This is a genomic window from Xanthobacter sp. NM-25 (assembly GCF_022138605.1).
GTDB lineage: Bacteria > Pseudomonadota > Alphaproteobacteria > Rhizobiales > Xanthobacteraceae > Xanthobacter.
In genome coordinates this window covers 44348-71121 of sequence record NZ_JACBFS010000007.1, presented here as the reverse complement: position 1 = coordinate 71121, position 26774 = coordinate 44348, and the positions used below count along the sequence as shown (strand labels likewise).

22 protein-coding genes are annotated in these 26774 nt (G+C 68.0%); 11 read left to right on the top strand and 11 right to left on the bottom strand.

Going from position 1 to position 26774, the window contains the following annotated elements:
* The first annotated feature begins 88 nt into the window (after positions 1-88).
* The 5 genes from pstC to phoB all read left to right on the top strand — a co-directional run bounded on the left by pstC (position 89) and on the right by phoB (position 4405).
* Positions 89-1066, top strand: coding sequence for a phosphate ABC transporter permease subunit PstC (gene pstC, locus MEU52_RS18330; RefSeq protein ID WP_443267607.1), 978 nt, complete (start codon positions 89-91; stop codon positions 1064-1066).
* Positions 1067-1081: 15 nt separating this feature from the next.
* Positions 1082-1915 (top strand): phosphate ABC transporter permease PstA, encoded by an 834-nt coding sequence (gene pstA, locus MEU52_RS18325; protein WP_238123748.1) that lies wholly within the window; start codon positions 1082-1084, stop codon positions 1913-1915.
* A gap of 108 nt (positions 1916-2023) precedes the next feature.
* Positions 2024-2848 carry a phosphate ABC transporter ATP-binding protein PstB gene (pstB, locus tag MEU52_RS18320; protein ID WP_238123747.1) on the top strand — a complete coding sequence of 275 codons (825 nt, stop codon included), beginning with the start codon at positions 2024-2026 and terminating at the stop codon, positions 2846-2848.
* A gap of 19 nt (positions 2849-2867) precedes the next feature.
* A complete protein-coding gene (gene phoU / locus MEU52_RS18315) occupies positions 2868-3596 on the top strand; it encodes a phosphate signaling complex protein PhoU (RefSeq protein WP_238123746.1) in 729 nt (242 codons plus the stop codon).
* Between the two features lie 107 nt (positions 3597-3703).
* Positions 3704-4405 (top strand): phosphate regulon transcriptional regulator PhoB, encoded by a 702-nt coding sequence (phoB, locus tag MEU52_RS18310; protein WP_238123745.1) that lies wholly within the window; start codon positions 3704-3706, stop codon positions 4403-4405.
* Positions 4406-4676: 271 nt separating this feature from the next.
* Here the strand turns inward: phoB and MEU52_RS18305 are convergent, their stop codons facing one another.
* Positions 4677-5201 (bottom strand): GcrA family cell cycle regulator, encoded by a 525-nt coding sequence (locus tag MEU52_RS18305; RefSeq protein WP_238123744.1) that lies wholly within the window; start codon positions 5199-5201, stop codon positions 4677-4679.
* A 604-nt stretch (positions 5202-5805) separates the two neighbouring features.
* On the opposite strand from MEU52_RS18305, the gene MEU52_RS18300 reads away from it, so the two are divergent.
* From MEU52_RS18300 to MEU52_RS18290, 3 genes are all read left to right on the top strand, one after another.
* Complete coding sequence (locus MEU52_RS18300; protein ID WP_238123743.1) at positions 5806-7014, top strand: aspartate aminotransferase family protein; 1209 nt, start codon at positions 5806-5808, stop codon at positions 7012-7014.
* Complete coding sequence (argF, locus tag MEU52_RS18295) at positions 7011-7940, top strand: ornithine carbamoyltransferase (protein ID WP_238123742.1); 930 nt, start codon at positions 7011-7013, stop codon at positions 7938-7940. The genes MEU52_RS18300 and argF overlap by 4 nt, the downstream gene beginning before the upstream one ends.
* Positions 7941-8051: 111 nt before the next feature.
* On the top strand, positions 8052-9050 hold the full coding sequence (locus MEU52_RS18290) for an Hsp33 family molecular chaperone (RefSeq protein WP_238123741.1): 999 nt from the start codon (positions 8052-8054) through the stop codon (positions 9048-9050).
* A gap of 75 nt (positions 9051-9125) precedes the next feature.
* Here MEU52_RS18290 and MEU52_RS18285 read toward each other — a convergent pair whose 3' ends face one another.
* The 3 genes from MEU52_RS18285 to uraH are packed head-to-tail and all read right to left on the bottom strand — an operon-like array spanning position 9126 to position 12238.
* A complete protein-coding gene (locus MEU52_RS18285; RefSeq protein WP_238123740.1) occupies positions 9126-10394 on the bottom strand; it encodes an allantoate amidohydrolase in 1269 nt (422 codons plus the stop codon).
* A gap of 12 nt (positions 10395-10406) precedes the next feature.
* The gene (gene puuE / locus MEU52_RS18280; RefSeq protein ID WP_238123739.1) at positions 10407-11879 is read right to left on the bottom strand and encodes an allantoinase PuuE; all 1473 of its coding nucleotides are present in this window, start codon (positions 11877-11879) and stop codon (positions 10407-10409) included.
* 5 nt (positions 11880-11884) lie between these two features.
* The gene (gene uraH, locus MEU52_RS18275; protein ID WP_238123738.1) at positions 11885-12238 is read right to left on the bottom strand and encodes a hydroxyisourate hydrolase; all 354 of its coding nucleotides are present in this window, start codon (positions 12236-12238) and stop codon (positions 11885-11887) included.
* 293 nt (positions 12239-12531) lie between these two features.
* Here uraH and MEU52_RS18270 point away from each other — a divergent pair, with 293 nt between their 5' ends.
* Positions 12532-13923, top strand: a complete 1392-nt coding sequence (locus MEU52_RS18270; RefSeq protein WP_238123737.1) for a nucleobase:cation symporter-2 family protein — start codon at positions 12532-12534, stop codon at positions 13921-13923.
* A gap of 54 nt (positions 13924-13977) precedes the next feature.
* Here MEU52_RS18270 and MEU52_RS18265 read toward each other — a convergent pair whose 3' ends face one another.
* Positions 13978-14904: a LysR family transcriptional regulator gene (locus tag MEU52_RS18265; protein ID WP_238123736.1), complete on the bottom strand. Its 927-nt coding sequence runs from the start codon at positions 14902-14904 to the stop codon at positions 13978-13980.
* A gap of 196 nt (positions 14905-15100) precedes the next feature.
* Between MEU52_RS18265 and MEU52_RS18260 the strand changes: the two genes are divergently transcribed.
* Together MEU52_RS18260 and MEU52_RS18255 are read left to right on the top strand one after the other, a co-directional pair.
* Positions 15101-16318, top strand: a complete 1218-nt coding sequence (locus MEU52_RS18260) for a urate hydroxylase PuuD (protein ID WP_238123735.1) — start codon at positions 15101-15103, stop codon at positions 16316-16318.
* 75 nt (positions 16319-16393) lie between these two features.
* Positions 16394-17623: a M20/M25/M40 family metallo-hydrolase gene (locus MEU52_RS18255; RefSeq protein ID WP_238123734.1), complete on the top strand. Its 1230-nt coding sequence runs from the start codon at positions 16394-16396 to the stop codon at positions 17621-17623.
* 106 nt (positions 17624-17729) lie between these two features.
* Here the strand turns inward: MEU52_RS18255 and hisS are convergent, their stop codons facing one another.
* From hisS to dnaA, 6 genes are all read right to left on the bottom strand, one after another.
* Positions 17730-19259 (bottom strand): histidine--tRNA ligase, encoded by a 1530-nt coding sequence (gene hisS / locus MEU52_RS18250; protein ID WP_238123733.1) that lies wholly within the window; start codon positions 19257-19259, stop codon positions 17730-17732.
* Positions 19260-19365: 106 nt separating this feature from the next.
* A complete protein-coding gene (gene mdlC, locus MEU52_RS18245; protein WP_238123732.1) occupies positions 19366-21012 on the bottom strand; it encodes a benzoylformate decarboxylase in 1647 nt (548 codons plus the stop codon).
* 161 nt (positions 21013-21173) lie between these two features.
* Complete coding sequence (locus MEU52_RS18240) at positions 21174-21833, bottom strand: L,D-transpeptidase (RefSeq protein ID WP_238123731.1); 660 nt, start codon at positions 21831-21833, stop codon at positions 21174-21176.
* A 266-nt stretch (positions 21834-22099) separates the two neighbouring features.
* Complete coding sequence (recF, locus tag MEU52_RS18235) at positions 22100-23236, bottom strand: DNA replication/repair protein RecF (protein WP_238123730.1); 1137 nt, start codon at positions 23234-23236, stop codon at positions 22100-22102.
* Between the two features lie 103 nt (positions 23237-23339).
* Positions 23340-24464 (bottom strand): DNA polymerase III subunit beta, encoded by a 1125-nt coding sequence (gene dnaN / locus MEU52_RS18230; protein ID WP_238123729.1) that lies wholly within the window; start codon positions 24462-24464, stop codon positions 23340-23342.
* A gap of 253 nt (positions 24465-24717) precedes the next feature.
* The gene (dnaA, locus tag MEU52_RS18225) at positions 24718-26151 is read right to left on the bottom strand and encodes a chromosomal replication initiator protein DnaA (RefSeq protein WP_238123728.1); all 1434 of its coding nucleotides are present in this window, start codon (positions 26149-26151) and stop codon (positions 24718-24720) included.
* Positions 26152-26774: the final 623 nt, after the last annotated feature.

The window sequence follows — 26774 nt, the reverse complement described above, 5'->3', positions numbered from 1 at the left end:
GAGTCACGGTGCGCGTACCCCCGGCTGGGGGACTTTGAACGCAATTTTCTCGCCGCGCCGCGCGCGGCATGCGGGGGTTCATCATCCAATGGACGCGACGGTGGACGGTATGCGGACGGGCTCGGCCCTTCCCATCAGCGAGGCGAAGGGGACCGGTGCGGTTTCCGACCCGATCTTCGTCGGCCTGCTCTGGGCCAGTGGCATCTTCGTGCTGGTGCTGCTCGGGCTCATCATCGCCGAGCTGTTCATGGGCGGCCTGCCGGCCCTCCAGCATTTCGGCCTCGAGTTCGTCTGGAGTTCCGCCTGGAACCCGGTGACCGAGAATTACGGCGCCCTGGTGCAGATCTACGGCACCTTGTTCAGCGCCGTGATCGCCGTGGTGGTGGCGCTGCCGCTGTCCTTCGGCATCGCCTTCTTCCTCACCGAGATCGCGCCCCCCGCGCTCAAGCGGCCCATCGGCGTGGCCGTGCAGTTGCTGGCGGCGGTGCCCTCCATCATCTTCGGCATGTGGGGCTTCTTCGTCATTGTCCCGCTGATGGCCGCCTATGTGCAGCCGCCGCTCATCGACACCTTCGGCCAGCTGCCGATCATCGGCCTTCTGTTCCAGGGCCCGCCGCTGGGCTCGGGCATGTTCACCGCCGGCCTCATCCTGGCGGTGATGATCCTGCCCTTCATCACCGCCATGTTCGTGGAGACGCTGGAATCCGTGCCGCCCATGCTGAAGGAATCCGCCTACGGCGTCGGTGGCACCACCTATGAGGTCTACAAGAACGTGTCGGTGCCCTATGGGCGCACGGCCATGGTGGGCGCGGTGATGCTGGGCCTCGGCCGGGCCCTGGGCGAGACCATGGCGGTGACCTTCGTCATCGGCAATGCCAACCGCCTCTCGGCCTCGCTGTTCGCGCCGGGGGCCACCATCGCCTCCACCATCGCCAACGAGTTCCCGGAAGCGCCCATCGGCTCGCTGAAGCTGACCTCGCTCCTGCAGCTGGGCTTCATCCTGTTCGTGATCTCGTTCATCGTTCTGGCCGTGTCCCGGGCGCTCGTGCGCTCGCGGATGGACTGACCGGGAGGCTCTCTCATGGCTTCGCTTGCCGCCCGTCGCGCCAAGGACACCACCATCAAGGCCGTCTCCATCGGCTTCGCGGTGTTCGCGATCTTCCTTCTGGGCTGGATCCTGTGGACCCTGCTCGCCCGGGGCCTGCCGGCCCTTGGCCTCAACGTCTTCACCAACATCACCATGCCGCCCGGCCAGCATGGCGGCCTTCTGAACGCCATCGTCGGCTCGCTGATCCAGGTGGGCATCGCCATGCTCATCGGCGGCCCCATCGGCATCTTCTGCGGCACCTTCCTGGCCGAAAACGGCAAGAAGACGAAGCTCGGCGCCGCCGCCCGCTTCGTCAACGACATCCTGTTGTCGGCGCCCTCCATCCTGGTCGGCCTGTTCATCTACTCGCTGCTGGTGGTGCCGTTCGGCGGCTTCTCCGGCTGGGCCGGCTCGGTGGCCCTCGCCATCCTGGTGATCCCGGTGGTGGTGCGCACCACCGAGGACATGCTGAACCTGGTGCCGGTGGGCCTGCGCGAAGCCGCGTTCGCCCTCGGCGCGCCGCAGTGGAAGGTGGTGATGTTCATCACCTGGCGGGCGGCGCGGGCCGGCATCGTCACCGGCGTGCTCTTGGCCATCGCCCGCGCGGCGGGCGAGACGGCGCCGCTGCTGTTCACCTCGCTCGGCAACAATGCGTGGTCCGTGGACCTCAACAAGCCCATGGCCAGCCTGCCCATCGCCATCTATCAGTACGCGGGGAGCCCGTTCGACGATTGGGTGGCGCTGGCGTGGGCCGGTGCGCTGCTGATCACGGTCGGCGTGCTCCTTCTCAACGTGGTGTCTCGCCTGGTTCTGGCGCGGATGCACTGAGAGCGGCACTGCTGACGAAGACCCCGTGGGGCCCGCGCCTGGCGCCGGGCCTCGGATATTCCATCGGCCCGGCGCGCGCCGGGTGGACGACAGTCAAGTGAGGCTCAGATGACGTCTGCGGTCGATCCCACCTTCAATCTCGCGTCCTCCGTCGCGGCCAAGCCCGATGCCCCGGTGGCGCCGGTGAAGCTCAAGGTCGAGGGCCTGCAGTTCTATTACGGGCAGAACCATGCCCTGAAGAACATCAACTTCGACATTCCCGAGAAGCGCGTGACCGCCATGATCGGTCCCTCGGGCTGCGGCAAGTCCACCCTGCTGCGGGTGTTCAACCGCATGTATGACCTCTACCCCGGCCAGCGCGCCGAGGGGCAGGTGCTGTTCGACGGCGTGAACATCGTCGGCAAGGAGCTGGACTCCACCGTGGTGCGCAGCCGCATCGGCATGGTGTTCCAGAAGCCCACCCCCTTCCCCATGTCCATCTACGACAACATCGCCTTCGGCGTGCGCCTGCACGAGAAGCTGAACAAGGCACAGATGGACGAGCGGGTGGAATGGTGCCTGCGCAAGGCGGCCATCTGGGACGAGACCAAGGACCGCCTGAACACCTCGGCCCTGGGCATGTCCGGCGGCCAGCAGCAGCGCCTGTGCATCGCCCGCACCATCGCGGTGCGGCCGGAGGTGATCCTGCTGGACGAGCCCACCTCGGCGCTCGATCCCATCTCCACCTCGAAGATCGAGGACCTGATCGACGAGCTGAAGCGGGAATTCACCATCGTCATCGTCACCCACAACATGCAGCAGGCCGCGCGTTGCGCCGACATCACCGCCTTCTTCTATCTGGGCGAACTGATCGAGGTGGCGCCTTCGGACGTGATCTTCACCAATCCGAAGGAGATCAAGACCCGCGACTACATCACCGGCCGCTTCGGCTGAGGCGAGAAGGATGGCTCAGATGCCTGATCATACCGTGACGTCCTTCGACGTCGAGCTGAAGGAAATCGGCCGCAGCGTGGTGGAGATGGGCGGCCAGGCCGAGCGCTTGGTGGCCGACAGCGTCACCGCCCTCATCAAGCGCGACATCTCGGTGGCCCAGAAGGTGGTCACCCTCGACACCGGCATCGACCAGGCCCAGCGCGACATCGAGGACAAGGCCGTCCTCGTCATCGCCAAGCGCCAGCCGGTGGCCAGCGACCTGCGCGAGATCGTGGCGGCGATCCGGATCGCCAACGATCTGGAGCGGATCGGCGACCTCGCCAAGAACGTGGGCAAGCGCGTCATCGCCATCGAGGGCGAGTATCACCCGCAGAAGCTGGTGCGCGGCGTGGAGCACATGTCGGAACTGGTGCTGGAGCAGCTGAAAGAGGTGCTCGACGCCTATGCCGGCCGCAATCCCGCCAAGGCGCTGGAGGTGTGGGGGCGCGACGACGCCATCGACACCATGTATACCTCGCTGTTCCGCGAGCTTCTGACCTACATGATGGAAGATCCGCGCAATATTTCCGTGTGCACCCATCTCCTATTCTGCGCCAAGAACATTGAGCGCATGGGGGATCACGCTACCAATATTGCCGAAGTGGTCTATTACATGGTCACCGGCGAGGTGCTGCCGGAGAGCCGCCCGAAGGCGGACGCCTCCAGCGACACCACCGTCGCCTTCCCGGCGCGCACCGTCCAGGGCTGAACGCGGCTGGCGGCGCGGGGTGGGACGGCGCAGGCCGTCGCCTTGGCTCCGTCGCCGTCGCGGTGCGGTCGGATGTGAGGCGAGCTTTGTTCGATGGGTGAGAAACTGTGCCGGCGCGTATTCTGATCGTCGAGGACGAGGAACCCCTGACCCTTCTGCTCCGCTACAATCTGGAGTCGGAAGGCTACGGCGTGGAAAGTGTCGACCGCGGCGACGACGCCGAGACGCGGCTGCGCGAGAGCGTACCGGATCTCGTCATCCTCGACTGGATGCTGCCGGGGCTCTCCGGCATCGAGCTGTGCCGCCGGCTGCGCACCCGTCCGGAAACCGAGCGCCTGCCGGTCATCATGCTCACCGCCCGCGGCGAGGAAACCGAGCGGGTGCGGGGCCTGGCCACCGGCGCCGACGATTATGTGGTGAAGCCGTTCTCGGTGCCCGAGCTGCTGGCGCGGGTGCGGGCCCTGCTGCGCCGGGCCAAGCCCGAGCATGTGGCGACCCTGCTGCGGGCCGGTGACATCGAGCTCGACCGCGAGACCCACCGGGTGCATCGCGGCGGTCGCGAGATTCATCTCGGCCCCACCGAGTTCCGCCTGTTGGAGTTTCTGATGCAGAGCCCCGGCCGCGTGTTTTCCCGCGAGCAGCTGCTCGACGGGGTGTGGGGCCAGGACGTCTATATCGACGAGCGCACCGTGGATGTGCACGTGGGCCGGCTGCGCAAGGCGCTCAACCGCGGCCGCCAGCTGGATCCCATCCGCACCGTGCGTGGCGCCGGCTATTCCTTCAACGAAATGTTCGCCCGCGCCAGCTGAGGCGCGTCGCTCGAGGTTCGGGTGCCGGTCGCCGCGTGGCGAAAGGGCGTGGGGCCCGTGCTGCGCGCCATTGGGGGCGCCCGTCCGGCTGCGGGGCATTGACGTCGCTTGGCGCCGTGGCCCGCGCGTGGCCGGGGCATGCCTGCTCCAGGCATGACAAAGGCGCCCACCGCCGCCCGGCCTTGCCCGGGGGGAGGACGCCTTCATGGGCTCGCCGCGCCATCAGGTGGCGATGGCCGACCCGGCCCCGGATGGGGCCGGCGTTGACGGCTCAGAGATAGGCCAGCCGACGATCGCGACGGCGATCCTGGACCGGCTGATAGGCGATGCGGGCGTGGTGCGCGCAATAGGGCGAGCCCGGATTGCTCTTGGAGCCGCAGAAATAGAAGCTGTCCGTGCCCGGCTCGCCCATGGGCCAGCGGCAGGTGCTTTCGGTGAGGTTCATGATGGTGCAGCGCTGGCCCATGGGCACCACGTTGCTGGCCATCTCGGGCTCCGGCGCGGGGGCGGGAGCTTCCTCCACCAGGTCTTCGAGCTCGGGGGCCAGGGCCACGTTGCCCTGGGTGAGTGGCCGCTGTGGCCGGGCCTGCTCGCGCCCTTCCGGCCGGGCGCTGGTGCGCGGACGGGTGGTGGGGGCGGGCGCCGCCTTGGTGCGGCCGGACAGGCCGAGGCGATGCACCTTGCCGATCACCGCATTGCGGGTCACTTCGCCGAGCTCGGCTGCAATCTGGCTCGCGGAGAGGCCTTCGCTCCAGAGCTTCTTCAAGAGTTCGACGCGCTCGTCATTCCAGCTCATCGCTCTTCTCCATTTGCCGCATCAGCTGACGTCACCCGTGGGCGACGTCCCAACATCGCCTCACCGACAGCACCGCCATGCTGCCTGAGAGGACTCGGACTCTCTTCCCGATCCCGCCGCCACATGGCACGCGAAACGTTAACACCCGCAGGTCCCAGGAAGGTCGGTCGCACGAGATCTCGTAGGCGATGTTCAATACGCTACAATATGGCGGCCGCCGGCGACAGAGTCCGTTAACACTCACGGGCTGTTTTCCCCAGATCGTTGCCGATGGGACGATCCGCGCGCGCACGGGTCTGGAGCATGGACGTGGAGCGCGGGCCTGGAAGGTGCCGCTCTTTGGCGCGGCTTTGGAGATCTGTTGACCTCGCGCGCGCGATCATTAGTATTCCGGGCGTCGGGCCGCTCCCCCGCTGGGGCGGCCCTTTTTAATTCCCGCTTGCCCGGGCCCGGTCCGAACGGGGCATCCCGCCCTGATCGGACAAGGTCCGGCCGTCCCCATTGGAAGGGGACAAGCCCGGGGCCGGGTGCGGCCCCACCCGAAGAAGGAGACTGCTGTCTTCGTCGGCCTGCGTGTCGGCGGAGGCGCATTCAGGAGGATCTCGTGATCACCGCCGTTCTGCCGACCTATGCGCGCATCGACCTCGAATTCGAGCGGGGAGAGGGCTGCTGGCTCGTCACGACGGACGGGCGACGTTATCTCGATTTCACCGCCGGCATCGCGGTGAACGTGCTCGGCCATGCGCATCCCTATCTGGTGAAGGCGCTGAGCGCCCAGGCGCACAAGCTGTGGCACACCTCCAACTTGTTCCGCATTCCCGGCGGCGAAGAATTGGCCGCGCGGCTGTCGGCGGTCACCTTCGCTGACACCATGTTCTTCACCAATTCCGGTGCGGAAGCGCTGGAGTGCGCCATCAAGATGGCGCGCAAGTATCAGTTCGCCAACGGCAATCCGGAGAAGAACCGGATCATCACCTTCCAGGGCGCCTTCCATGGCCGCACGCTGGCCACCATCTCGGCCGGCGGCAATGCCAAGTATCTGGAGGGGTTCGAGCCGGCGCTGCCCGGCTTCGACCATGTGCCGTTCGGCGATCTCGACGCGGTGAAGGCCGCGATCACCCATCAGACCGGCGCCATCCTGCTGGAGCCGGTGCAGGGTGAAGGCGGCGTGCGCGTGCCGCCGGAATCCTTCCTGAAGGGCCTGCGCGCCCTGTGCGACGAGAAGGGCCTGCTGCTGGTGCTGGACGAGGTGCAGTCCGGCGTCGGCCGCACCGGCAAGCTGTTCGCCCATGAATGGGCCGGCATCACGCCGGACATCATGGCGGTGGCCAAGGGCATCGGCGGCGGCTTCCCCATGGGGGCGTGCCTCGCCACCGAGGTGGCCGCCAAGGGCATGACTCTGGGCACCCACGGCTCCACCTACGGCGGCAACCCGCTCGCCATGGCGGTGGGCAACGCGGTGCTCGACATTGTTCTGGCCGAGGGCTTCCTCGACCATGTGAATGCCATCAGCGCCCGGCTCGTGGAAAAGCTGGGCGCGGTGGCCGCGCGCCATCCGCAGATCCTTGCGGAGGTGCGTGGACGGGGGCTGCTGCTGGGTCTGAAGGCCCAGGTGCCGGCCGCCGATCTGGTGGTGGCGTTGCGGGTCGAGGGACTGCTCGCGCCCGGCGCCGCCGACAATGTGGTGCGGCTGCTGCCGCCGCTGACCGTTTCGGCGGACGAGGCGGATCTGGCTGTGGAGAAGATCGAGGCCGCATGTGTGCGGCTGGAGCAGGCGCTGGCCTCCGCTCCGGTCAAGGGGGCTGCGGAATGACGAAGAACGGTGTGCGCCACTTCCTCGACCTGTCGGAAATCCCGGCGGCCGAGCTGCGGCGGGTTCTGGAATTGTCCAAGGATCTCAAGGCAAAGCGGAAGGCGGGGGAAGAAGAACGCCCGCTGGTGGGCAAGACCCTGGCGATGGTGTTCGACAAGCCCTCCACCCGGACCCGGGTGTCGTTCGACGTGGGCATGCGCCAGCTGGGCGGCGAGACGGTGATGCTCACCGGCGCCGAGATGCAGCTCGGCCGCGGCGAAACCATCGCCGATACGGCGCGCGTGCTGTCGCGCTTCGTCGATGCCATCATGATCCGCATCCTGGACCATGACGACCTGATGGAACTGGCGGCCTATGCCACCGTTCCGGTCATCAACGGGCTCACCCGCGTGTCGCATCCCTGTCAGGTGATGGCGGATGTGATGACCTTCGAGGAACACCGCGGCCCCATCCGGGGCCGGCAGGTGGCCTGGACCGGCGATGCCAACAATGTGCTGGTCTCGTGGGTGCATGCCGCCGAGCGGTTCGATTTCTCCATGAAGGTGGCGACGCCGAAGGAGCTGGGCCCGCGCCAGGCGCTGAAGGATTTCGTGAAGCGCACCAAGGCCAAGGTCACCTTCATGCGGGATCCGGAAGAGGCGGTGGAGGGGGTGGACTGCGTCCTCACCGACACCTGGGTCTCCATGGGCGACAAGGAGGCGGAGCGCCGGCACAATCTGCTGAAGCCCTATCAGGTCAACGGTGCCCTGATGGCCCGCGCCCACAAGGACGCCATCTTCATGCATTGCCTGCCCGCCCATCGCGGCGAGGAGGTGACCAGCGAGGTGATGGATGGGCCGCAGTCGGTGGTGTTCGACGAGGCGGAGAACCGCCTGCACGCGCAGAAGGGCATCCTTGCCTGGTGTTTCCACGCCGCGGGCAGCTGACCCCATCGCGCCGCTGTGGCCGAGGCCGCGGCGCCGCGCTATGAGGGGGCATGTCGTGTTCCATGCGCCGCGCTTGCCGGGGCGCATGGCCATCCTTTCAGGGAGGAGCGCATGAGTGCCGAGCGCTCGCGTGGCGCCAGTGACGTCGCGCAGGACGATATCGTCACCGCTTTTCAGGTGGATGCCCTCGATCTGCGAGGGCGCATCGTGCGCCTGGGGCCGACCCTCGACGCGGTGCTGGCCCACCATGATTATCCCCCGGCGGTGAAGCGGGTGGTGGGCGAGGCGGTGACGCTGGCCGTGCTGCTCGGCTCGTCCCTCAAGTTCGAGGGCCGCTTCATCCTACAGACCCAGACCGACGGGCCGGTGGACATGGTGGTGGCCGACTTCGTCAGCCCCGACAAGATCCGCGCCTATGCCCGCTTCGACAAGGATGCGCTGGCCGAGGCCGAGCGCCGCAATGCCACCAGCCCGGCGGATCTGCTGGGGCGCGGGCATCTGGCCATGACCATCGACCAGGGCCTGTCCACCAATCGCTACCAGGGCGTCGTGGCGCTGGATGGCGAGGGACTGGAGGCGGCCGCCCACGAGTATTTCCAGCAGTCCGAGCAGATCCCCACCCGGGTGCGCCTCGCCGTGGGCGAGGAGGTGCGGCCCGGCGGCAAGGCCTCGTCCTGGCGGGCGGGCGGGCTGCTCGCCCAGTTCCTGCCCGACGATCCCTCCCGCGCCCGCATGGCTGATCTTCACCCCGGCGATGCGCCGGCGGGCACCGAGGGCCACGCCCTCGCCGAGGACGATGCCTGGACCGAGGCGCGCTCCCTGGTGGGCACGCTGGAGGATGTGGAGCTGCTGGACAAGGATCTGTCCAGCGAGCGGCTCTTGTTCCGCCTGTTCCACGAACGCGGGGTCCGCGTGTTCGAGGCGCTGCCGATGACCGCCCACTGCTCCTGCAATCGGGAACGGGTGGCCGGCGTGCTCGCCTCCTTCTCCGTGGAGGAGCGGCGCGGCATGATCCAGGACGACGGCAAGGTCTCCGTCACCTGCGAGTTCTGCGGCCGCAGCTACGGCTTCACCGCCGAGGAAGTCCTGGGCGGCCACACCGACGCCTGACGGCGTCGGTTTCAAACCTTCGTTGCGCCTAAGGGCGTCGGTTCTCCGCGCCCCTTGCGCCTGACCGCGCCGCGTTCAGGCGTCGGTGGTCGCCTCGGCGGTCTTCAGGAAGAAGGCGTAGAGGGCCCGCGCGGCGAGGCCGATGTCGGCGGGCGAGGCGTATTCACGCGGATTGTGGCTGCCATTTTCCGAGCGCACGAACAGCATGGCCATGGGCAGTACGTCGCGGAACACCATGGCATCGTGGCCCGCCCCCGAAGGCAGGCGCACCAGCGGCACCCCGAGATCCTCCACCACCTCAGCCATGCGATCCTTGAGCGGGCCGTGGCACAGGGCCGCGGGGACGTGGTGGCGCATGTCGAACGTCACCTGAACCCCGCGATGGGCGGCGATGGCGCGCGCGGCCTCCTCGATGTCGGCGATGGCGCGGGCCCGCAACGCGTCGGAGAGCGAGCGGATGTCGAGGGAGAATTGCACCTCGCCCGGCACCACATTCACCGCGCCGCCGCCCACCAGCAGGGTGCCCACGGTGGTCACCAGCGTGTCGGCATCGGCCCGGCCACGGGCCTCCACCGCCAGGATCATCTCGGCGGCGGCGGCCAGAGCATCATGGCGCATGGGCATGGGCAGGGTGCCGGAATGGCCGGCCTGGCCGCGGACCCGCACATGGCCCCGGGAGGCGCCGGCGATGCCGGTGACGATGCCCAGCGGCGCGCCCGCCGCCTCCAGCACCGGCCCCTGCTCGATATGCACTTCCACATAGCCGAGGGTGGTCGCGGGATCGCGCCGGCATTCCGCCAGGGTTTCCACCGGGGCGCCGAAGCTCTTGAGCGCCTCGGCCCGGGAGATGCCCTGGGCATCCATGTCGTCGAGGGCTGAGGGGTCGAACAGGCCGGCCATGGCCTTGGAGGAGGTGAGGGTGGAGAGGAAGCGGACGCCCTCCTCATCGGCGAAGGCCGCCACCTCGATGGCGAACGGCAGCCGCCGGCCCTGGCGGCTGAGCTCCTCCACCGCGGCGATGGCGACGACGACCCCGAGGTTGCCGTCGTAAATACCGGCGTTGCGCACCGTGTCGATATGGGAGCCCACCAGCAGGGTCTTGGCATTCTCTCGGTCAGCGGCATAGCGGCCGGTGATGGTGCCGGTGGCATCCATATGCACCTGGCTCATGCCGGCCTGGCGCATCCAGAAGGACACCTGGGCCGCCGCGCGCTTGTGCGCCGGCGACAAAGTGAGGCGGGTGAGCTCGCCGGGCACGTCGGAGAAGGCGGCCAGCTCCTTCAGGCGCTCGGTGAGGGTGGCGCCGTCGAGGGGCGCCGGATCGATCGGGGCAGCGGCGGGCATGGTGAGCCTCCCTCAGGGCGCCGTGGCGGGCAGCATCTGGTCGAGCCGCAGGCGGGCGATGCGCTCGATCTGGGTGATGGCCTCGGCCAATTCGGCCTCGACATCATGCTCCAGCCGGCGGCTGAAGGCGGCGAGGATCTCATCCTTGCTGCGGCCGCGGATGGCCATGATGAAGACGAAGCCGAACTTGGTCTTGTAAGCGTCGTTGAGGGCGGTGAAGCGGGCCTTCTCCTCCGCCGTGAGCCGGTCGAGCCCGGCGGAGGCCTGCTCGGCGGTGGAGTCCGCCGTCAGCAGCTTGGCTTCCGCCAGCTTGCCGGCGAGATCGGGATGGGCGTGGATCACCGCCAGCTGCTGCTCGCGGGGCGCCGCCTCCAGGACCGCGTTCATGGCCTCGGCCAGTCCTGCGGCGGTGTCCTCCGCCGGGGTGAGGCCGCGGGCATAGGCGCCTTCGGCGACCCAGGGGGAGTGCTCGAACACGCCGCCGAACCGCTCCACGAACAGACCTTTGGGCATGAAGGAGGGGCGGTAGCCGCCCTTGGGCGGGTGCCGGGCGATCCAGTGCCGGGCGATGTCGACGCGGCGCGCCACCCACACCTTGTCGTGGGCCGCCACATAATCGAGGAAGCGGCCGAGCGCCGCCGCCCGGCCCGGGCGACCGACGAGGCGCGGATGCAGGCCGATGGACAGCATTTTCGGCGCGCTCTCGCCCTCCGCGTAGAGGCAGTCGAAGCTGTCTTTCAGATAGTCGTAGAATTCGGTGCCCGAGCCGAAGCCGGCCGCCACCGAGAAGCGCATGTCGTTGGCTTCCAGCGTATAGGGCACGATCAGCTGCGGGCCCTTGGGGCCGGTGATCCAATAGGGCAGGTCGTCGGCATAGCTGTCGGCGAGATAGAGGAAGCCGCCTTCCTCCATGGCCAGCGGAATGGTGTTCTCCGCCGAGCGGCCCTGGTAGAAGCCGAGCGGCCGGGCGCCGGTGACCTCGGTGTGCAGCCGCACCGCCTCGAGAATGTGGGCGCGCTCGTCCTCGCGGCTGAAATCCCTGTATTCAAGCCACTTATAGCCGTGGCTGGCGATCTCCCATTCGGCTTCGCGCATGGCCGCGACGGCCTCGGGGTTGCGCGCCATGGCGGTGGCGACGCCATAGACGGTGACCGGCATCGCCCGGCTGGTGAACATGCGATGGAGCCGCCAGAAGCCGGCGCGGGCGCCGTATTCGTAATTGGACTCCATGTTCATGTGTCGCTGGCCGGGCCACGGCTGGGCGCCGATGATCTCCGACAGAAAGGCTTCCGAGGCGGCATCGCCGTGCAGGATGCTGTTCTCCCCGCCTTCCTCGTAATTGATGACGAACTGCACCGCGATGCGCGCCTCGCCCGGCCAATGGGGGTGGGGCGGCGTGCGCCCATAGCCGATGAGATCGCGTGGATAGGGCTGGCCGGTGACGGGATCGCGGGGCGGCACGTCCGGCGGCAGGGATTGGGGCATGAGGTTCAGGACCCCCGATAGGTGGAATAGCTCCACGGCGAGGCCAGCAGCGGCACGTGGTAATGGCCGTCCGCCGCCATGGAGAAGCGCAGCGGAATGAGATCGAGGAACGGCGGCTCGGCCACCTTGGCGCCGCTGGCGCGGAAATAGTCGGCCATGTGGAACACCAGCTCATAGGTGCCGGCGGCGAAGCTCTCGCCGGACAGCAGGGGCGTGTCGGTGCGCCCGTCCGCATTGGTGGTGTGCCGGGCCAGCGCGGTGCGGGTGCCATCGGCCTCGATGCGGTTCAGCTCCACGATCACCCCGGCGGCGGGGCCGCCGGACACCGTGTCCAGTACGTGGGTCGACAGACGTCCCATGTTGCTCCTCGCGCCGTCGCAGGCTCATCCCGCATTGCGAAAATGATAGCGGAGCCGCGGCGCGAGCATTTTCCAAAAAAATTGGAAGATATTCCGATTTTCCAACCATTTTCCAAGCCGACAAAATGGTCTTTGATGCATTGCAGCGATCGCCAAAGAGCGACAGCGTCGAGGTCGCGGGCCCATGGTCTCAGCCGCCAGGGCTTGCAAGCGACGGCGCCAATATCGAGCGCGACAGCGCCGAATAACGAACCTTCCCAGATCTGCCTCATGATACCTTCGAGGGGACATTCATGTCTGAAGCCGTCAACCCCGTGGACGAGGTGCTGCCGGCACCTAAGCTCTTCGTATTGGGATTGCAGCATGTGCTGGTGATGTATGCCGGCGCGGTTGCGGTCCCGCTCATCATTGGCCGCGCGCTGAAGCTCTCGCCGGAGGAAGTGGCCTTCCTCATCAGCGCCGATCTGTTCGCCTGTGGCATCGCCACCCTGGTGCAGTCGCTGGGCATCTTCGGCGTCGGCATCCGCATGCCGGTGATGATGGGCGTCACATTCGCCTCGGTCGGCCCCATGCTGGCCATGGCGGCCAGCCCCGAGATCGGGCTGCTCGGCATCTACGGCTCGGTGATCGCCGCCGGCCTGTTCGGCATCGTCGCGGCGCCATTCGTCTCGCGCCTGCTGCCGCTGTTCCCGCCGGTGGTGACGGGCACCATCATCATGATCATCGGCATTTCCTTGATGCGGGTGGGCATCAACTGGGCCGGTGGCGGGTTGCCCTTCTTCACCCAGACCATCGAGGGCAAGGTGGTGCAGGTGGCCAACCCCAACTACGGGCAGCTTGCCGGCCTCGGCATCTCCCTGTTCGTGATGGTGGTGATCCTCACCCTGATCCGCTGGGGCAAGGGCTTCGTCGCTAATGTGGCGGTGCTGCTGGGCATCATCGCCGGCGCGGTGCTGGCGAGCTCGCTCGGCCTGATGAATTTCGACAAGGTGGCCAAGGCGGCCTGGGTGGACGTGATCCTGCCCTTCCACTTCGGCACGCCGACGTTCCACCTGGTGCCCATCGTCACCATGTGCATCGTGATGGTGGTGGTGATGATTGAATCCACCGGCATGTTCCTGGCGCTGTCGGAGATCACCGGCAAGCCGGTGGACCAGAAGGCGCTCTCCCGCGGCCTGCGCGCCGATGGCGTGGGCACGCTCATCGGCGGCATCTTTAACACCTTCCCCTACACCTCCTTCTCCCAGAACGTGGGTCTCGTCGGCGTCACCGGCGTGCGCTCGCGCTGGGTGACGGTGGCGGGCGGCGCCATCATGGTGGTGCTCGGCCTGCTGCCGAAGATGGCGGCGCTGGTGGAAGCGGTGCCGCAGGTGGTGCTGGGTGGCGCCGGCCTCGTGATGTTCGGCATGGTGGCGGCCACCGGCGCGCGCATCCTCACCGGCGTCGATTTCAAGGAGAACCGCTACAACCTGTTCATCGTCGCGGTCTCGGTGGGCTTCGGCATGATCCCGCTGGTGTCGCCCAATTTCTTCAAGGCGCTGCCGCATGAGCTGCACCCGCTGCTGGAAAGCGGCATCCTGCTGTGCGCCATCGTCGCGGTGTTGCTCAACGTGTTCTTCAATGGCGTCAAGAAGGCCTCCACCGCCGACATCGTCGCCGCGGCCAAGCAGGCCGAGGCCCACTGAACGGCAAAAGGGGCTCCTGAGCGGGGCAGGATGGAGGGCCGGGGAATGGCGGGCTCAGGGCGCCGGCTGTTCCCCGATCTTCGCCAGTTCCCGGACGATGTAGCGGCGGCCCCGGTCCACCAGCATGTCGGCGAAGGCCTTGACCTTCAGAGGCACCAGCTGGCGGGCGGGATAGAGCACGCCGAGGGTGACGGGCGCGGGGGGAAACGCCTCCAGGACCGGCACCAGCCGACCGGAGGCCAGCGCCTGCGCCACCTCGAAGCGGGGCTTCACCACGATGCCCCGCCCTTGCAGGGCCCATGCGGTGAGCACGTCGCCGTCGTCGGCCTCCAGATGTCCGGTCACCGGAACGGGCAGGTCCTTGCCCTGGTCGGTGAGCGTCCAGCGCAGCTCGCGCATGTTGGCGGAGCGAAGGAGCAGGCATTCATGGGACAGCAGGTCTTGCGGCCGTTTCGGCAGGCCCGCCCGCTCCAGATAGGCGGGCGCGGCGCACAGGAGGCGCTCCACATGGGCCACCTTGCGCATGATCATGCTGGAATCCTCGAACGCCGCCAGGCGCAGGGCGACGTCGATGGATTCGGCCACGAGGTCGAGCGTGTGCTCGGACAGGCGCAGCCGCACGTCGATTTCCGGGTGGGCCTGCTGGTATTGGGAGGCGACTTCCGCCACCAGCACCCGGCCCAGGTGCAGCGGGGCGGTGACGCGCAGCGCACCCCGGGGCAGGGCGCCCAATTCGGAAATATTGCTCTCCGCCGCCTCGATCAGGCGGAGCGCCTCGGTGATGTTCTCGTAATAGACCCGGCCCTGCTCGGTGAGGCTCATGCGCCGGGTGGTGCGGTTGAAGAGCCGGCAGCCCAGGTGCTTCTCCAGGGTCTGGATGCGGTGGCTCACCACATTGGCGGACAGGCGCAGGCGGCGGGCGGCCTCGGAGAAGCTCTGGCTCTCCACCGACATCACGAAAGCCCGCATGTTCTCCAGCACGACGTCCCATCCCCCGCTTTGCGATCCACCGTCGCGGCGCGGGGCCAACGATACGAAAGCCGGTGGCGGAGGGGAACGGTTTCCCGCACTGCGGCAGGGCGTCTTGCCCCATGCGGCGCGGCTCCGCCCCCAAAGACCACCTCAGGGCGAGGACGCGACCTTTCCTTGACCAGCCAGTTTCGAGGATCGAATTGAGATGGAACCTATTCTGCACGAATGGGGCAGCCTGCTGCTCCGCTGGGCGCACATCATCGCCGGCATGGCGTGGATCGGCGCGTCATTCTACTTCATGCACCTGGATGCCCATATCCGGGCCTGCCCCGATATTCCCGCCGGCAAGGGCGGGGAAGCCTGGGAGGTGCACGGCGGCGGCTTTTACCAGGTGAAGAAGTATCTGGTGGCCCCAAGCTTTCTGCCCGAAGACCTGATCTGGCACAAGTGGCAGTCCTATGCCACCTGGATCACCGGATTCTTCCTGCTGATCTGGATCTATTACTACCAGTCCTCCATCTATCTCATCGATCCGGCGGTGATGAACCTCAGCCCCACCGTGGCGCTGGTGATCGGTCTCGGCGGCCTGGCGCTGGGCTGGGTGCTCTATGACCTTCTGTGCCGCTCGAAGCTTGGCGACTCGCCGGCGAAGGTGGGGGCGATCGTGTTCGTGGGGGTGGTGGCGGCGGCCTATGGCTACCAGCATGTGTTCTCGCCGCGGGCCGCCTTCATCCACACCGGGGCGCTGATGGCCACCATCATGAGCGCCAACGTGTTCCTGGTCATCGTGCCCAACCAGCATAAGGTGGTGGCGGCGCTGAAGGCGGGCCAGGAGCCGGACCCCTATTACGGCAAGACCGCCAAGCTGCGCTCCTCGCACAACAACTACTTCACCCTGCCGGTCGTCTTCCTGATGATCTCCAACCACTATCCGCTCACCTATTCCACGCCCTATGCCTATGTGATGGTGGCGCTGGCGCTGGTGGCGGGCACGCTCATCCGCTACTTCTACAACGAGCGCCACGCCGGGCGCGGCGACAAGTGGTGGTGCTGGGCGGTCTCGGTGGTGTGCCTCATCATCGGCATCGCTTTGTCGGTCACCACCACGCCGGCGGGGCGCGCAGCGCTCGGCCTGCCGGCACTGGTCTCCACCGCCGAGGCGGCGACCCCGGTGGAGGTGCCGGAAGACGTGCAGAACATCGTCATGGGCCGCTGCTCCATGTGCCACACCGCCGAGCCCATGTATGAGGGCATCGCGGTGCCCCCCAAGGGCATCCTCCTGGACACGCCGGAAGCCATCGCCCGCAACCGCGATCTGATCCTGGTGCAGGCCGTGCTCACCCATGCCATGCCGCCCAACAATGTCACCGAGATCGAGCCGGCGGACCGCGCCGTTCTCAAGGCGTGGGCGACGGCCAGGTGAGGCCCTGAACTCCCAACGACGTGCGCGGGCTGTCCGCGCTCTTCTTCCCACATAAGAACAACAGAAGGACCCGCCATGAGCGCGCCCGATATCGAGATCCTGAAGCCGCTGATCGCCGCCCGCGCCGAAGCCCAGCACCAGATGCTGGCCGAGCTGGTGAAGGTGCCGTCGGATAATCCGCCCGGCGATTGCGCCCCCCACGCGGCCCGCGCGGCGGAGCTGATGGAGGGCCTCGGCTTCACTGTGGAGCGTCATCCGGTGCCGGAAGCCACCGTGCGCGCGGCGGGCATGATCTCGGTCACCAACCTCATCATCCGCCACCGCTTCGGTGAGGGGCCCACCATCGCCCTCAACGCCCATGGCGACGTGGTGGCGCCGGGCGAGGGCTGGACCCATGATCCCTACGGCGCCGAGGTGGTGGACGGGGTGATGTACGGGCGCGGTGTCGCCGTCTCCAAGTCGGATTTCACCACCTATGCCTTCGCCCTCGATGCGCTGAAGCGTTCCGGCCTGCCGCTGAAGGGCACGGTGGAGCTGCACCTGACCTATGACGAGGAGATCGGCGGCGAGGTCGGCCCCGGCTGGATCCTCGCCCAGGGCCTGTCGCGGCCCGATTATGCGGTGTCCGCCGGCTTCAGCTATGCGGTGGTGGTGGCCCACAACGGCTGCCTGCACCTGGAGGTGGAGGTGAAGGGCAAGTCGGCCCATGCCGCCATTCCGGCCACCGGCGTTGACGCTCTGGAGGCGGCCACCGGCATCCTCACCGCGCTTTATGCCTATCGTGGGACGCTGGCGGGCAAGGTCTCGGAGATCGCCGGCATCGGCGCGCCGCAGCTCAATGTCGGCCTCATCTCCGGCGGCATCAACACCAATGTGGTGCCGGACAAGGTCACCTTCCGCCTCGACCGCCGCATTGTGCCGGAAGAGCGGCCGGAACAGGTGGAAGCGGAGGTGCGGGCGGTGATTGCGGAGGCCGCGGCCCGCTTCCCGAAGGCGGAGGTGGAGGTGCGGCAGGTGCTGCTGGCCCGTCCGCTGGTGCCCGACGACAAGGCCCGGCACCTCGCCTCGGTCATCTGCCGCCACGCCACCGCGGTGATGGGCGAGGAGGTGGGCTCTACCGGCGTGCCGCTCTACACCGATGCCCGGCTCTATGCGGAAGCCGGCGTGCCGGTGGTGCTCTATGGGGCCGGGCCGCACACCATCCAGGAGGCCAACGGCCACCGGGCGGATGAGAAGCTGACCCTCTCCGACCTCGACAAGGCCACCCTGGTGATGGCCCTGACGCTCAAGGACCTGCTGAGCTGAGGTTATCCCCGGCGGCCTGGCCGCCGGGAGTCTCAGGGGCGATCATGCCATCGGCGCCGGTCTTCGACCGGTCCCAAATGGGGGCGCTCAGGCGCTGCGCAGAATATCAGTCGTCGAGCCCGAGGGTGGGTTCGGCGCGGCGCTCCAGCACGTCGCGGATGGCGGCGACCATCTCGGTCTCCTTCACCGCGAACTGGGCGGGACGGGCGGCGCGGTATTCCGCATTGTCGGCGATGGAGGCGGCGATCTTCGCCCCTTCCACCAGATCTTTGATCTGGACCTCGCCGGCGTCCTTCTCGTTGGAACCCTGGATCACCACCGCCGGGGCGCCGCGCTTGTCGGCATATTTCATCTGCGCCTTCATGCCGCCGCCGCCCTGGTACATCTCGGCGCGGATGCCGTTGGCGCGCAGGTCCGACACCATCTTCATGTAGTCGGCGATGCGCTCGGGCGCCTTGTCCATGGTGAGCACCACCACCGGCCCAACCTCCGCGTCGCTGTCCATCTTGCCGAGGGCTGCGAGGGCGGCGAGCAGCCGCGAGACGCCGATGGAAAAGCCCGTGGCTGGCACCTTCTCACCGCGGAAACGGGCCACCAGCCCGTCATAGCGTCCGCCGCCGGCGACCGAGCCGAAGCGCACGGGCCGCCCGTCCTCATCGCGGATTTCGAAGGTGAGCTCGGCCTCATAGACGGGGCCGGTATAATATTCGAGCCCGCGCACCACCGAGGGGTCGATCTTCACCCGGTCCTCATAGCCGGCGGAGGCCACCAGGATGCGGATGGTGTTGAGCTCGTCCATGCCTTCGAGGAAGGCGGCGTTGGAGGCGAGGCGGGCGGCGAGCTCCACGTCGCCGGCGATCTCCACCTTCACCCCGTCGGCATCGGCGGAAACGCCCTCGCCGGTGAGCATGGCCAGCACTACGGCGGACTGGCGCTCATCGAGCCCGGCGCCCTTGGTGAAGTCGCCGCTCTCGTCTTTACGGCCCGTGCCCAGCAGCAGGCGCACGCCTTCCACGCCGAACTTGTCGTATTTGTCGATGGCCCTGAGCACGGTGAGCCGGCGCCCGGCATTGTCGTCGCCGCCGAGGCCGATGGCCTCCAGCACGCCGTCGAGCACCTTGCGGTTGTTGACGCGGATCACATAATCCCCGCGCGGCACGCCCACCGCCTCCAGGGTGTCCGCCGCCATCATGCAGATCTCGGCATCGGCCGCTACCGAGGGGGCGCCGACGATGTCGGCATCGCACTGCATGAACTGGCGGAAGCGGCCGGGGCCGGGCTTCTCATTGCGGAACACATAGCCCGCCCGGTGCGAGCGATAGGGCTTGGGCAAAGCGTCGAAATGCTCGGCCACATAGCGTGCGAGCGGCGCGGTGAGGTCGTAGCGCAGCGACAGCCACTGCTCGTCATCGTCCTGGAAGGAGAACACGCCTTCGTTGGGCCGGTCCTGGTCGGGCAGGAACTTGCCCAGGGCGTCGGTATATTCAAAGGCCGGGGTTTCCAGCGCCTCGAACCCGTAGAGGGCATAAACGGCGCGGATCTTGGCCAGCATGGCATGGGTGGCGGCAAGCTCCGCGCCGGTGCGGTCGGCAAGGCCCCGCGGCAGGCGGGCCTTCGGCTTCAGATCTTTCGCCATGGCACTCTTCGACGCTGGTGAGAAAACGTTCCGGCGTCTTAGAGGACGGGGCCTTGCGCCGCAAGGCTGGCGGGCGCCGCACCCGGCGCGGAGCCCGCCGGGCGGCTCAGATCAGCGGCGGGATGGTGGAATCGATGGGCACCTCGATCACCAGCGGGCCATCACCGGCAAAGCCCGCTTTCACCCGCGCCTTCAGCGCGTCGAGATCGGCGATGCGCTCTGCGGTGCAGCCATAGCCCCTGGCGAGGCTGACGATGTCGAGGCCGGGCAGGTCGAGCCCCGGCACGCCGGGGGTCTCCTCCAGCAGCGCGAACGCTTTGAGGATGCCGTATTCGCCATTGCGCAGCACGACGAAGACGATGGGCAGCTTCGCCTGGGCCGCGGTCCACAGGGACTGGATGGAATATTGCAACGAGCCATCGCCCATCACCACCAGCACCGGACGCCTGCGGGCGGTATCGCGCTCGCCGAGTGCAATGCCCACCGAGGCGGGCAGGGTCCAGCCGAGGCCACCCGAGGCGGCGGTGAAGAAGGTTTCCGGCTCCGTGATGGGCCAGTGGCGGTGCAGGTCGGCGAGGTTGGAGGGGGATTCCTCCATCAGCACGCAATGGTCGGGCCGCACCTCGGCCAGCGCCGCGAACACGTCGGCCGCGGTGGGAACGCCGGCCTTGCCGCCGGGCGGCTCTGCGGGGTGGACCGCCGGATGGGGGGCCATGCGATGGGGGGCAGGGGCCACCCGGCTCACCTTGGCCGCGGACGCCGGCGCGCGCACCAGCTCGGCCAGCGCCGCGGTGGCGAGCACCGCATCGCCCACCAGGCTGTCGCCCACCGGCGCGCGGGCGGTTTCCGCCGGATCATCGGAAATGTGCAGCAGGCGCAGCCCTTCGGGGAGATAGGCGCCGGCCACATAGGGATAATAGCGGAACACCGGAGCGCCGATGACAAGCGCGACGTCGTGACCCTTCAGCCGCTCCGACAACGGACCGATGGCGAACGGCAGGCCGCCGGCATAGAGCGGGTGGGTCTCCGGGAAGGGGCAGCGTTCCGAGGCGGGGGCGGCGAACACGGTGGCGCCCAGCTTCTCGGCCAGCGCCACGGCCGCTTCCCAGCCCTGGCCCCGATCGATGGCGGCGCCATAGATGAGGGCGGGCGCCTGCGCGGCGGAGAGCAGATCGGCGAAGTCCTTCAGTCGTGCCGGATCGGGCGCGACGCGCCGGCTCAGGCTGCGCACCACGGCGGCGCCCTCCAGGGGCTTGTCCCAATCATCGAGGGGCAGGGAGAGGAACACCGGCCCGGCGGGCGCCTGCACGGCGGTGGCGTAGGCCCGCATGAAGGCGGCGGGCACGTCCTCCGGCCGGGTCGGCTCATAGGCCCATTTCACCCAGGGGCGCGGCAGCCGGGTGGCGTCCACATTGGTGAGCCACGGTTCCATCAGCAGCATCTCGCGGGTCTGCTGGCCGGCGGTGACGATGAGCGGGGTCTTGTTGAGAAAGGCGGTGATCAGATTGCCCATGGCGTTGCCGAGGCCGGCCGCGGTGTGGACATTGACGATGGCCGGCTTGCCGGTGGCCTGGGCGTAGCCGTCGGCGATGGCGATGGCCGAGGCTTCCTGCAGCGCCAGGTGATAGGTGAAGTCGGCGGGGAAGTCCTTCAGGAAGGTCTCTTCCGTGGATCCCGGATTGCCGAAGAACGTCGTGAGCTCCAGCTGGCGCAGGAGATCCTGGGTGACGGAGCGTACGGTGGATGTCGCCATAAGGCCGCCCTCTGCGTGCATGCGCGACCGCTACGCGACGCAGCGGCTGGAGCGCGGCCGGTAGGGTCCCCGAAATGCGCGCCGCCCGCTAGCTCCCAAACAGGAGCACCCCGCCGCAACGGGTGCGACGGGGTGCTGCAAACGGTGGGATGTGGCGTCGTTCAGCCGACCACATAGACCCGGGTGCCGGAGGGCACGCGGCCGTAAAGGTCGATGATGTCCTGATTCAGCAGGCGGATGCAGCCGGATGACACCTGCTGGCCGATGCTCCAGGGCTCGGTGGTGCCGTGGATGCGGAACATGGTGTCGCGATCGCCGTCATAGAGATAGAGCGCGCGCGGTCCCAGCGGGTTGTCCTCGCCCCCCGGCAGGCCGGCGGCATAGGGCCCGTAGCGCTGCGGCTGCATCTTGATCATGTTGGCGGTGGGGGTCCAGTGCGGCCACTCTTCCTTGCGCTTGATGGTGGCCCAGCCCTTGAACGAATAGCCCTGCTTGCCGACGCCCACGCCATAGCGCAGGGCGCGGCCGTTCTTCTGCACCAGGTAGAGATATTTGTCGCGGATATCGACGACGATGGTGCCGGCCGGCACCCGCGGCAGCGAGCTGGGATAATCCACCTCCTGGCGCAGGTATTGGGGATCCACCTCGCTGAGGTCGACCGCATCCACCGGGTGGGGTTCGCCGTTCACCGGGCCATACATGCTCACCATGGGGCTGAGCGGCTGCGGCGAATTGGTGACGCACGCGGCAAGCAACAGGGGCGCGCCCAGCACGAACAGGCGGCGCGTCAGAACTTCCGGCTTTATGGGATCACTGGCCATGGTCTGCCCAACACGAAACGAAACGGGTTGCCAACGCGCATCGACGCACGGTTCCAGGCAGGCGGGGGCCTGCTTTCGGCGTATCTAATCGCGGTGAGGTGGCATTAAGGTTAACGGCGAACGAAAAACACAACGGCTTCTCGCAAGCGCGAAACGGGATGTAGCACGGCCCGGGCGTGTTCGGGTGGCGCGGCTGCAACACCTGCGCCGCGAATGATGCGCAACAGGCCGCAAATCCCTCTCCGTGGCGGCACCATTCGCGCTTTTCAAGCGACCTGGGCGATGGCGCCGGCGGACACGGCGAATCGCGCGCCGCCGTCCAGATCCCCGAAGGCCGACGGGTCGGCGCCGGTCATCCACACCTGCGCGCCGAGCCGGGTGAGGGCCTCGAACAGGCCGCGCCGGCGGGCCGCGTCCAGATAGGCAACCACATCGTCGAGCAGCAGCACCGGGGAGATGCCTTGCATGGCCGCCACCAGCCGCGCATGGGAGAGGGTGAGGCCGATGAGCAGCGACTTCTGCTCGCCGGTGGAGCAGCGGGCTGCCGGCAGCTGCTTGGCGCCGTGGCTCACCTTGAGGTCGCACAGATGGGGGCCGTCGAGGGTGCGGCCGGCGGCGCGGTCGCGGCCGCGGTTCTCGCGCAGCAGCAGCCGATAACGGTCTTCCACCTCCAGGGCCGGCGCCTCGGCGAGAAGCCGCTCGACCGTGCCGTCGAGGGCGATCTCGGCGAACGGAAAGGGGGAGTCCTCGGTGCGCTGGGTGGCGATCTCGGCAGTCAACCGGCCCACCGTCTCCAGCCGGGCCGCGGCCACCGCCACCGCCAGCTCGGCCAGCTCGTGTTCCACCGCATCCAGATAGCGGGCGCTGGCATTCTCCTCCAGCAGCCGGTTGCGGGCCCGTAAGGTGCGTTCCAGCGCGTTGACGCGGCTGCCGTGGGTGCTGTCCACCGCCAGCACCAGCCGATCCAGATAGCGCCGCCGCTCGGCTGGCGGGCCGGTGAACAGGCCGTCCATTTCCGGCGTCAGCCACACCACCTTCAAATGGTCGAGGAAGGCGGTGGCCGAAGGCACCGGCTCGCCGTCGATGCGGCAGCGGCGGTTGGGGGCGTCCGCCTCCTCCAGGCCGGTGCCCAGGCGCACCTCACCGAGGGCGCCCTCCACCCTGGCCGCCACGGCCCAAGCCGCACCGGTTGCGGCGCCGGGCGCAAGGTGGCCCACTTCGCCCAGCTGCGCGCGGCGCAGGCCGCGGCCGGGGGAAAGGAAGGAAAGGGCTTCCAGGACGTTGGTCTTGCCGGCGCCGTTGGGGCCGGTGAGGACGACCACCCGCGCCGCGACGCTCAGCTGCGCCGCCACATAGGAACGGAAGCAGGTGAGCTGGAGGGTGCGGATCTGGGCGTGCAGCATGGGTCCCACAAGGCAGCGGCGCGGCTCACGGCGCAGGCGACGGCGCGCGCGGCGCCGTCAGGGCCGAAACCGGACCGCGCGCCGCAGGGCCCGCCCGGCGGGTTCAGACCCGCATGGGCATCAGCACATAGAGCGCGTCGGTGCGGGTGGAATCACGCACCAGAGTGGGCGAGCCGGGATCCGCCAGCTTCAGCTCGGCGGTGTCGCCCTCGAGCTGGGCGGTGATGTCCAGCAGGTAGCGGGAGTTGAAGCCGATATCGAGGGGCTCGGCCCCATACTCGACTTCCAGCTCCTCGGTGGCGCTGCCGGAATCGGGATTGGTCACCGACAAGGTGAGCTTGCCGTCGGCGAGGGAGAGCTTCACCGCCCGGCCGCGCTCGCTGGAGACGGTGGACACGCGATCCACCGCGGCGGCGAACTCGTCCTTGTCCACGTTCAGGATCTTGTCATTGCCCTGGGGAATGACGCGCCCGTAGTCGGGGAAGGTGCCGTCGATGAGCTTGGAGGTGAGCACGATGGCGACCACCTGCAGCCGGATCTTGGTGGGGGACACGGAGACGGTGACTTCCGCCTCCTTGTCTTCCAGGAGCTTCTGGATCTCGGCGACGGTCTTGCGCGGGATGATGATGCCCGGCAGGCCGAGAGCCCCCTCCGGCGCGTCCAGCTCGGCCTGGGCCAGGCGGTGGCCGTCGGTGGCCACGGCCCGCAGCATGGGCTTGCCGGTGGCGGCCGGATCGGTCACGTGCAGATAGATGCCGTTGAGATAGTAGCGCGTCTCCTCGGTGGAGATGGCGAACTGGGTCTTGTCCACCAGGCGCCGGAATTCCGCGCCCTTCACCTTGAAGGTGTGGGGGAACTCGCCGGCGGTGAGGTCCGGGAAATCGGCCTCGGGCAGGGTCTGCAGGGTGAAGCGGGCGCGGCCGGCGCGCACCGTGAGGGTGCCGCGATCGCCGCCGGCTTCCAGCTGAACCTGGGAACCCTCGGGTAATTTGCGCACGATCTCGTAGAGCACCTGCGCCGGCACGGTGGTGGCGCCCGGCTGGCCCACGTCCGCCGCGACCGTCTCCACCACTTCGAGGTCGAGGTCGGTCGCCTTCAGCTCCAGGCCCGAATTGCCGGTGCGGATGAGCACGTTGGCGAGAATGGGGATGGTGTTGCGCCGCTCGACGACGCGATGGACGTGGCTGAGCGACTTGAGAAGCTCGGCGCGCTCGACGGTGACCTTCATGGCCCTGGCCCGTTGACTCTTCGCTCTAGAGCCGAGCCCCGCCGGATGGCGTGCATCCGGGCGACGGGGTCGCCTCCACATTCAAGGATAGAGAACGTTGGCCCGATCCAGCCGCGGACGGAGGATCGGAACGTGCTCCAGGGTGGCGGGCATCCGCGGGAGCGGACGCCGGGTTGCCGACATTGCCGTCGGCGCCGCTGCAAAGCAAGGGCAGGGGACGAATTTGCTGCCGCCGCGCCGCTGCCGCTGCGGCTCAAGCCTCCTGAACCGCGCGCTTCAACACCTCGATCTCGTCGGCGAGGGCGCGATCGCCGGTCATCAGGCGGTCGATCTTGCGCACGGCATGCAGCACCGTGGTGTGGTCGCGGCCGCCGAACCGCCGGCCGATCTCCGGCAGCGAGCGCAGGGTCAGGGTCTTAGCCAGATACATGGCCACCTGGCGCGGCTTCACCACATTGGCGGTGCGGCGCTGGGACAGGAGGTCGGCGCGCGAGACATTGTAGTGCTTGGCGACGATGCGCAGGATGTCATCCACCCGCACCCGCTTGGGGTCGCAGGGGCGGATGAGGTCCTTCACCGCATTCTCGGCCATCTCCAGGGTCACCGGCTCGCCGGTGAGCTGGTTGAAGGCCAGCAGCTTGTTGAGCGCGCCGTCCAGGTCGCGCCCGCTCTGGCCCACCGAACGGGCCAGGAATTCCAGCACCGGCTGCGGCACCGCGAAGCCGCGATGCTGCTCGGCGAGGGTCTGATAGCGGGCCTTGAGAATCTCGAGCCGCAGGTCTTCCTCGAGCTGGCCCAGCTCCACCACCAGGCCGCCGGCCAGCCGCGAGCGCACGCGCTCGTCGAGATGCTCCAGCTCCGCCGGCATGCAGTCGGCCGCCAGCACCACCTGCCGCCCGCCATCCAGCAGCGCGTTGAGGGTGTGGCAGAATTCCTGCTGCAGATTGTTGCCCTTCAGGAACTGCAGATCGTCGATCACCAGGGTGTCGATGGTGCGCAGGGCATCCTTGAAGGCGATGGCGGAATGGGTCTTCAGGGCGGCGACGAAGCCGTACATGAAGCGCTCCGCCGTCAGATACATGGCGCGGCGGCCCCGCTGTCCCGCGGCCCACACCACCGCCTGCAGCAGGTGGGTCTTGCCGAGGCCGACGGCCGCATGGAGATAGAGCGGGTTGAACACCGGATTGGCGCCGCTGGCCGCCTCCGCCACCTGCCGTGCCGCCGCATGGGCGAGGGAGTTGGACTTGCCCACCACGAAGGTCTCGAAGGTGAGGCGCGGATCGAGCGGCGAGCCCGACGACATGTCGGACGCCAGGCTGTTCACATTCACATTGGCTGCGGCGACGGCGGGGGCGGCGACGACGGCCGGCGCGGCGGGGCGCGCCTCCGGGCTGCGCTCGCTCACCACCTCGCGGCGGCCGGTGGCCTTCAGCGGCATGGGCCGCGCCACCGCGCTGCGCACCGCCACATCCACCCGGCGCTGTGCGCCGCTCTCTTCGGCGAACAGCTCGCAGATGCGCGGCAGGTAGTTTTCCTGGATCCAGGACTTGAGGAAGCGGGTGGGCACCGACAGGCGCACCGCATCCTTGGTCAGGGCGTCGAGCTCCATGCGCGCGAACCAGCTCGAGAACTTTTCCTCACCGATCTCGTCGTGCAGGCGCTGGCGAACGCGCTCCCAGGGGGTCATTTCGGTATCGGTCCCAACGCTGTTGGCAAGGCCCGCAGGAAAGGAGGGTCTGCCCGATTGCTGATCGTCGGTGGCATGCGGTTTGAGCATAGAAATCCTGCCGCGCCTGACGCGCGTCCCCGTTGTGGCGCAAAACGCCTGCGCGCCCCGGTGGGCTGCGTGGGTGTTCTGCGAATTCTTATGGAAAGATGATGTCGGCCGTCCGTGCCTGGTCGCTCTAAGGCTGCGTCACGCGCTCATGAGCGGGACCTGGCTGCTGCCGGACGTGCCGGCGGGGAGGCGGTGAAGGACGGCGGGCCAAACGAAGCACAAGAAGGCCAAAGAGGAAGCGAGAGCTGCTGCATCCGATGCGCCATGTGTGCGTGAAGTCATAGCCGCCCCATCCGTCGCCGGCGAAGAGTGCCCGGCGAGCCATTGAATGAACCAGATTTCTTGTTGCTTTCAAATCACCTGAGAGTGGAACTGATGCCCGCCCTCAGCATAGCTCCACCAATTTAAAGGTTACACGCGTGGAGGGTGGCCAGACTTCTTGGGATGTCTTGTCTACGCCGGGCCAAAATACACCCCACTCCTTCCACGAAGAGTCGTGAACCTTCAATCTTTTGGTGAAATCCCGGTGTCGC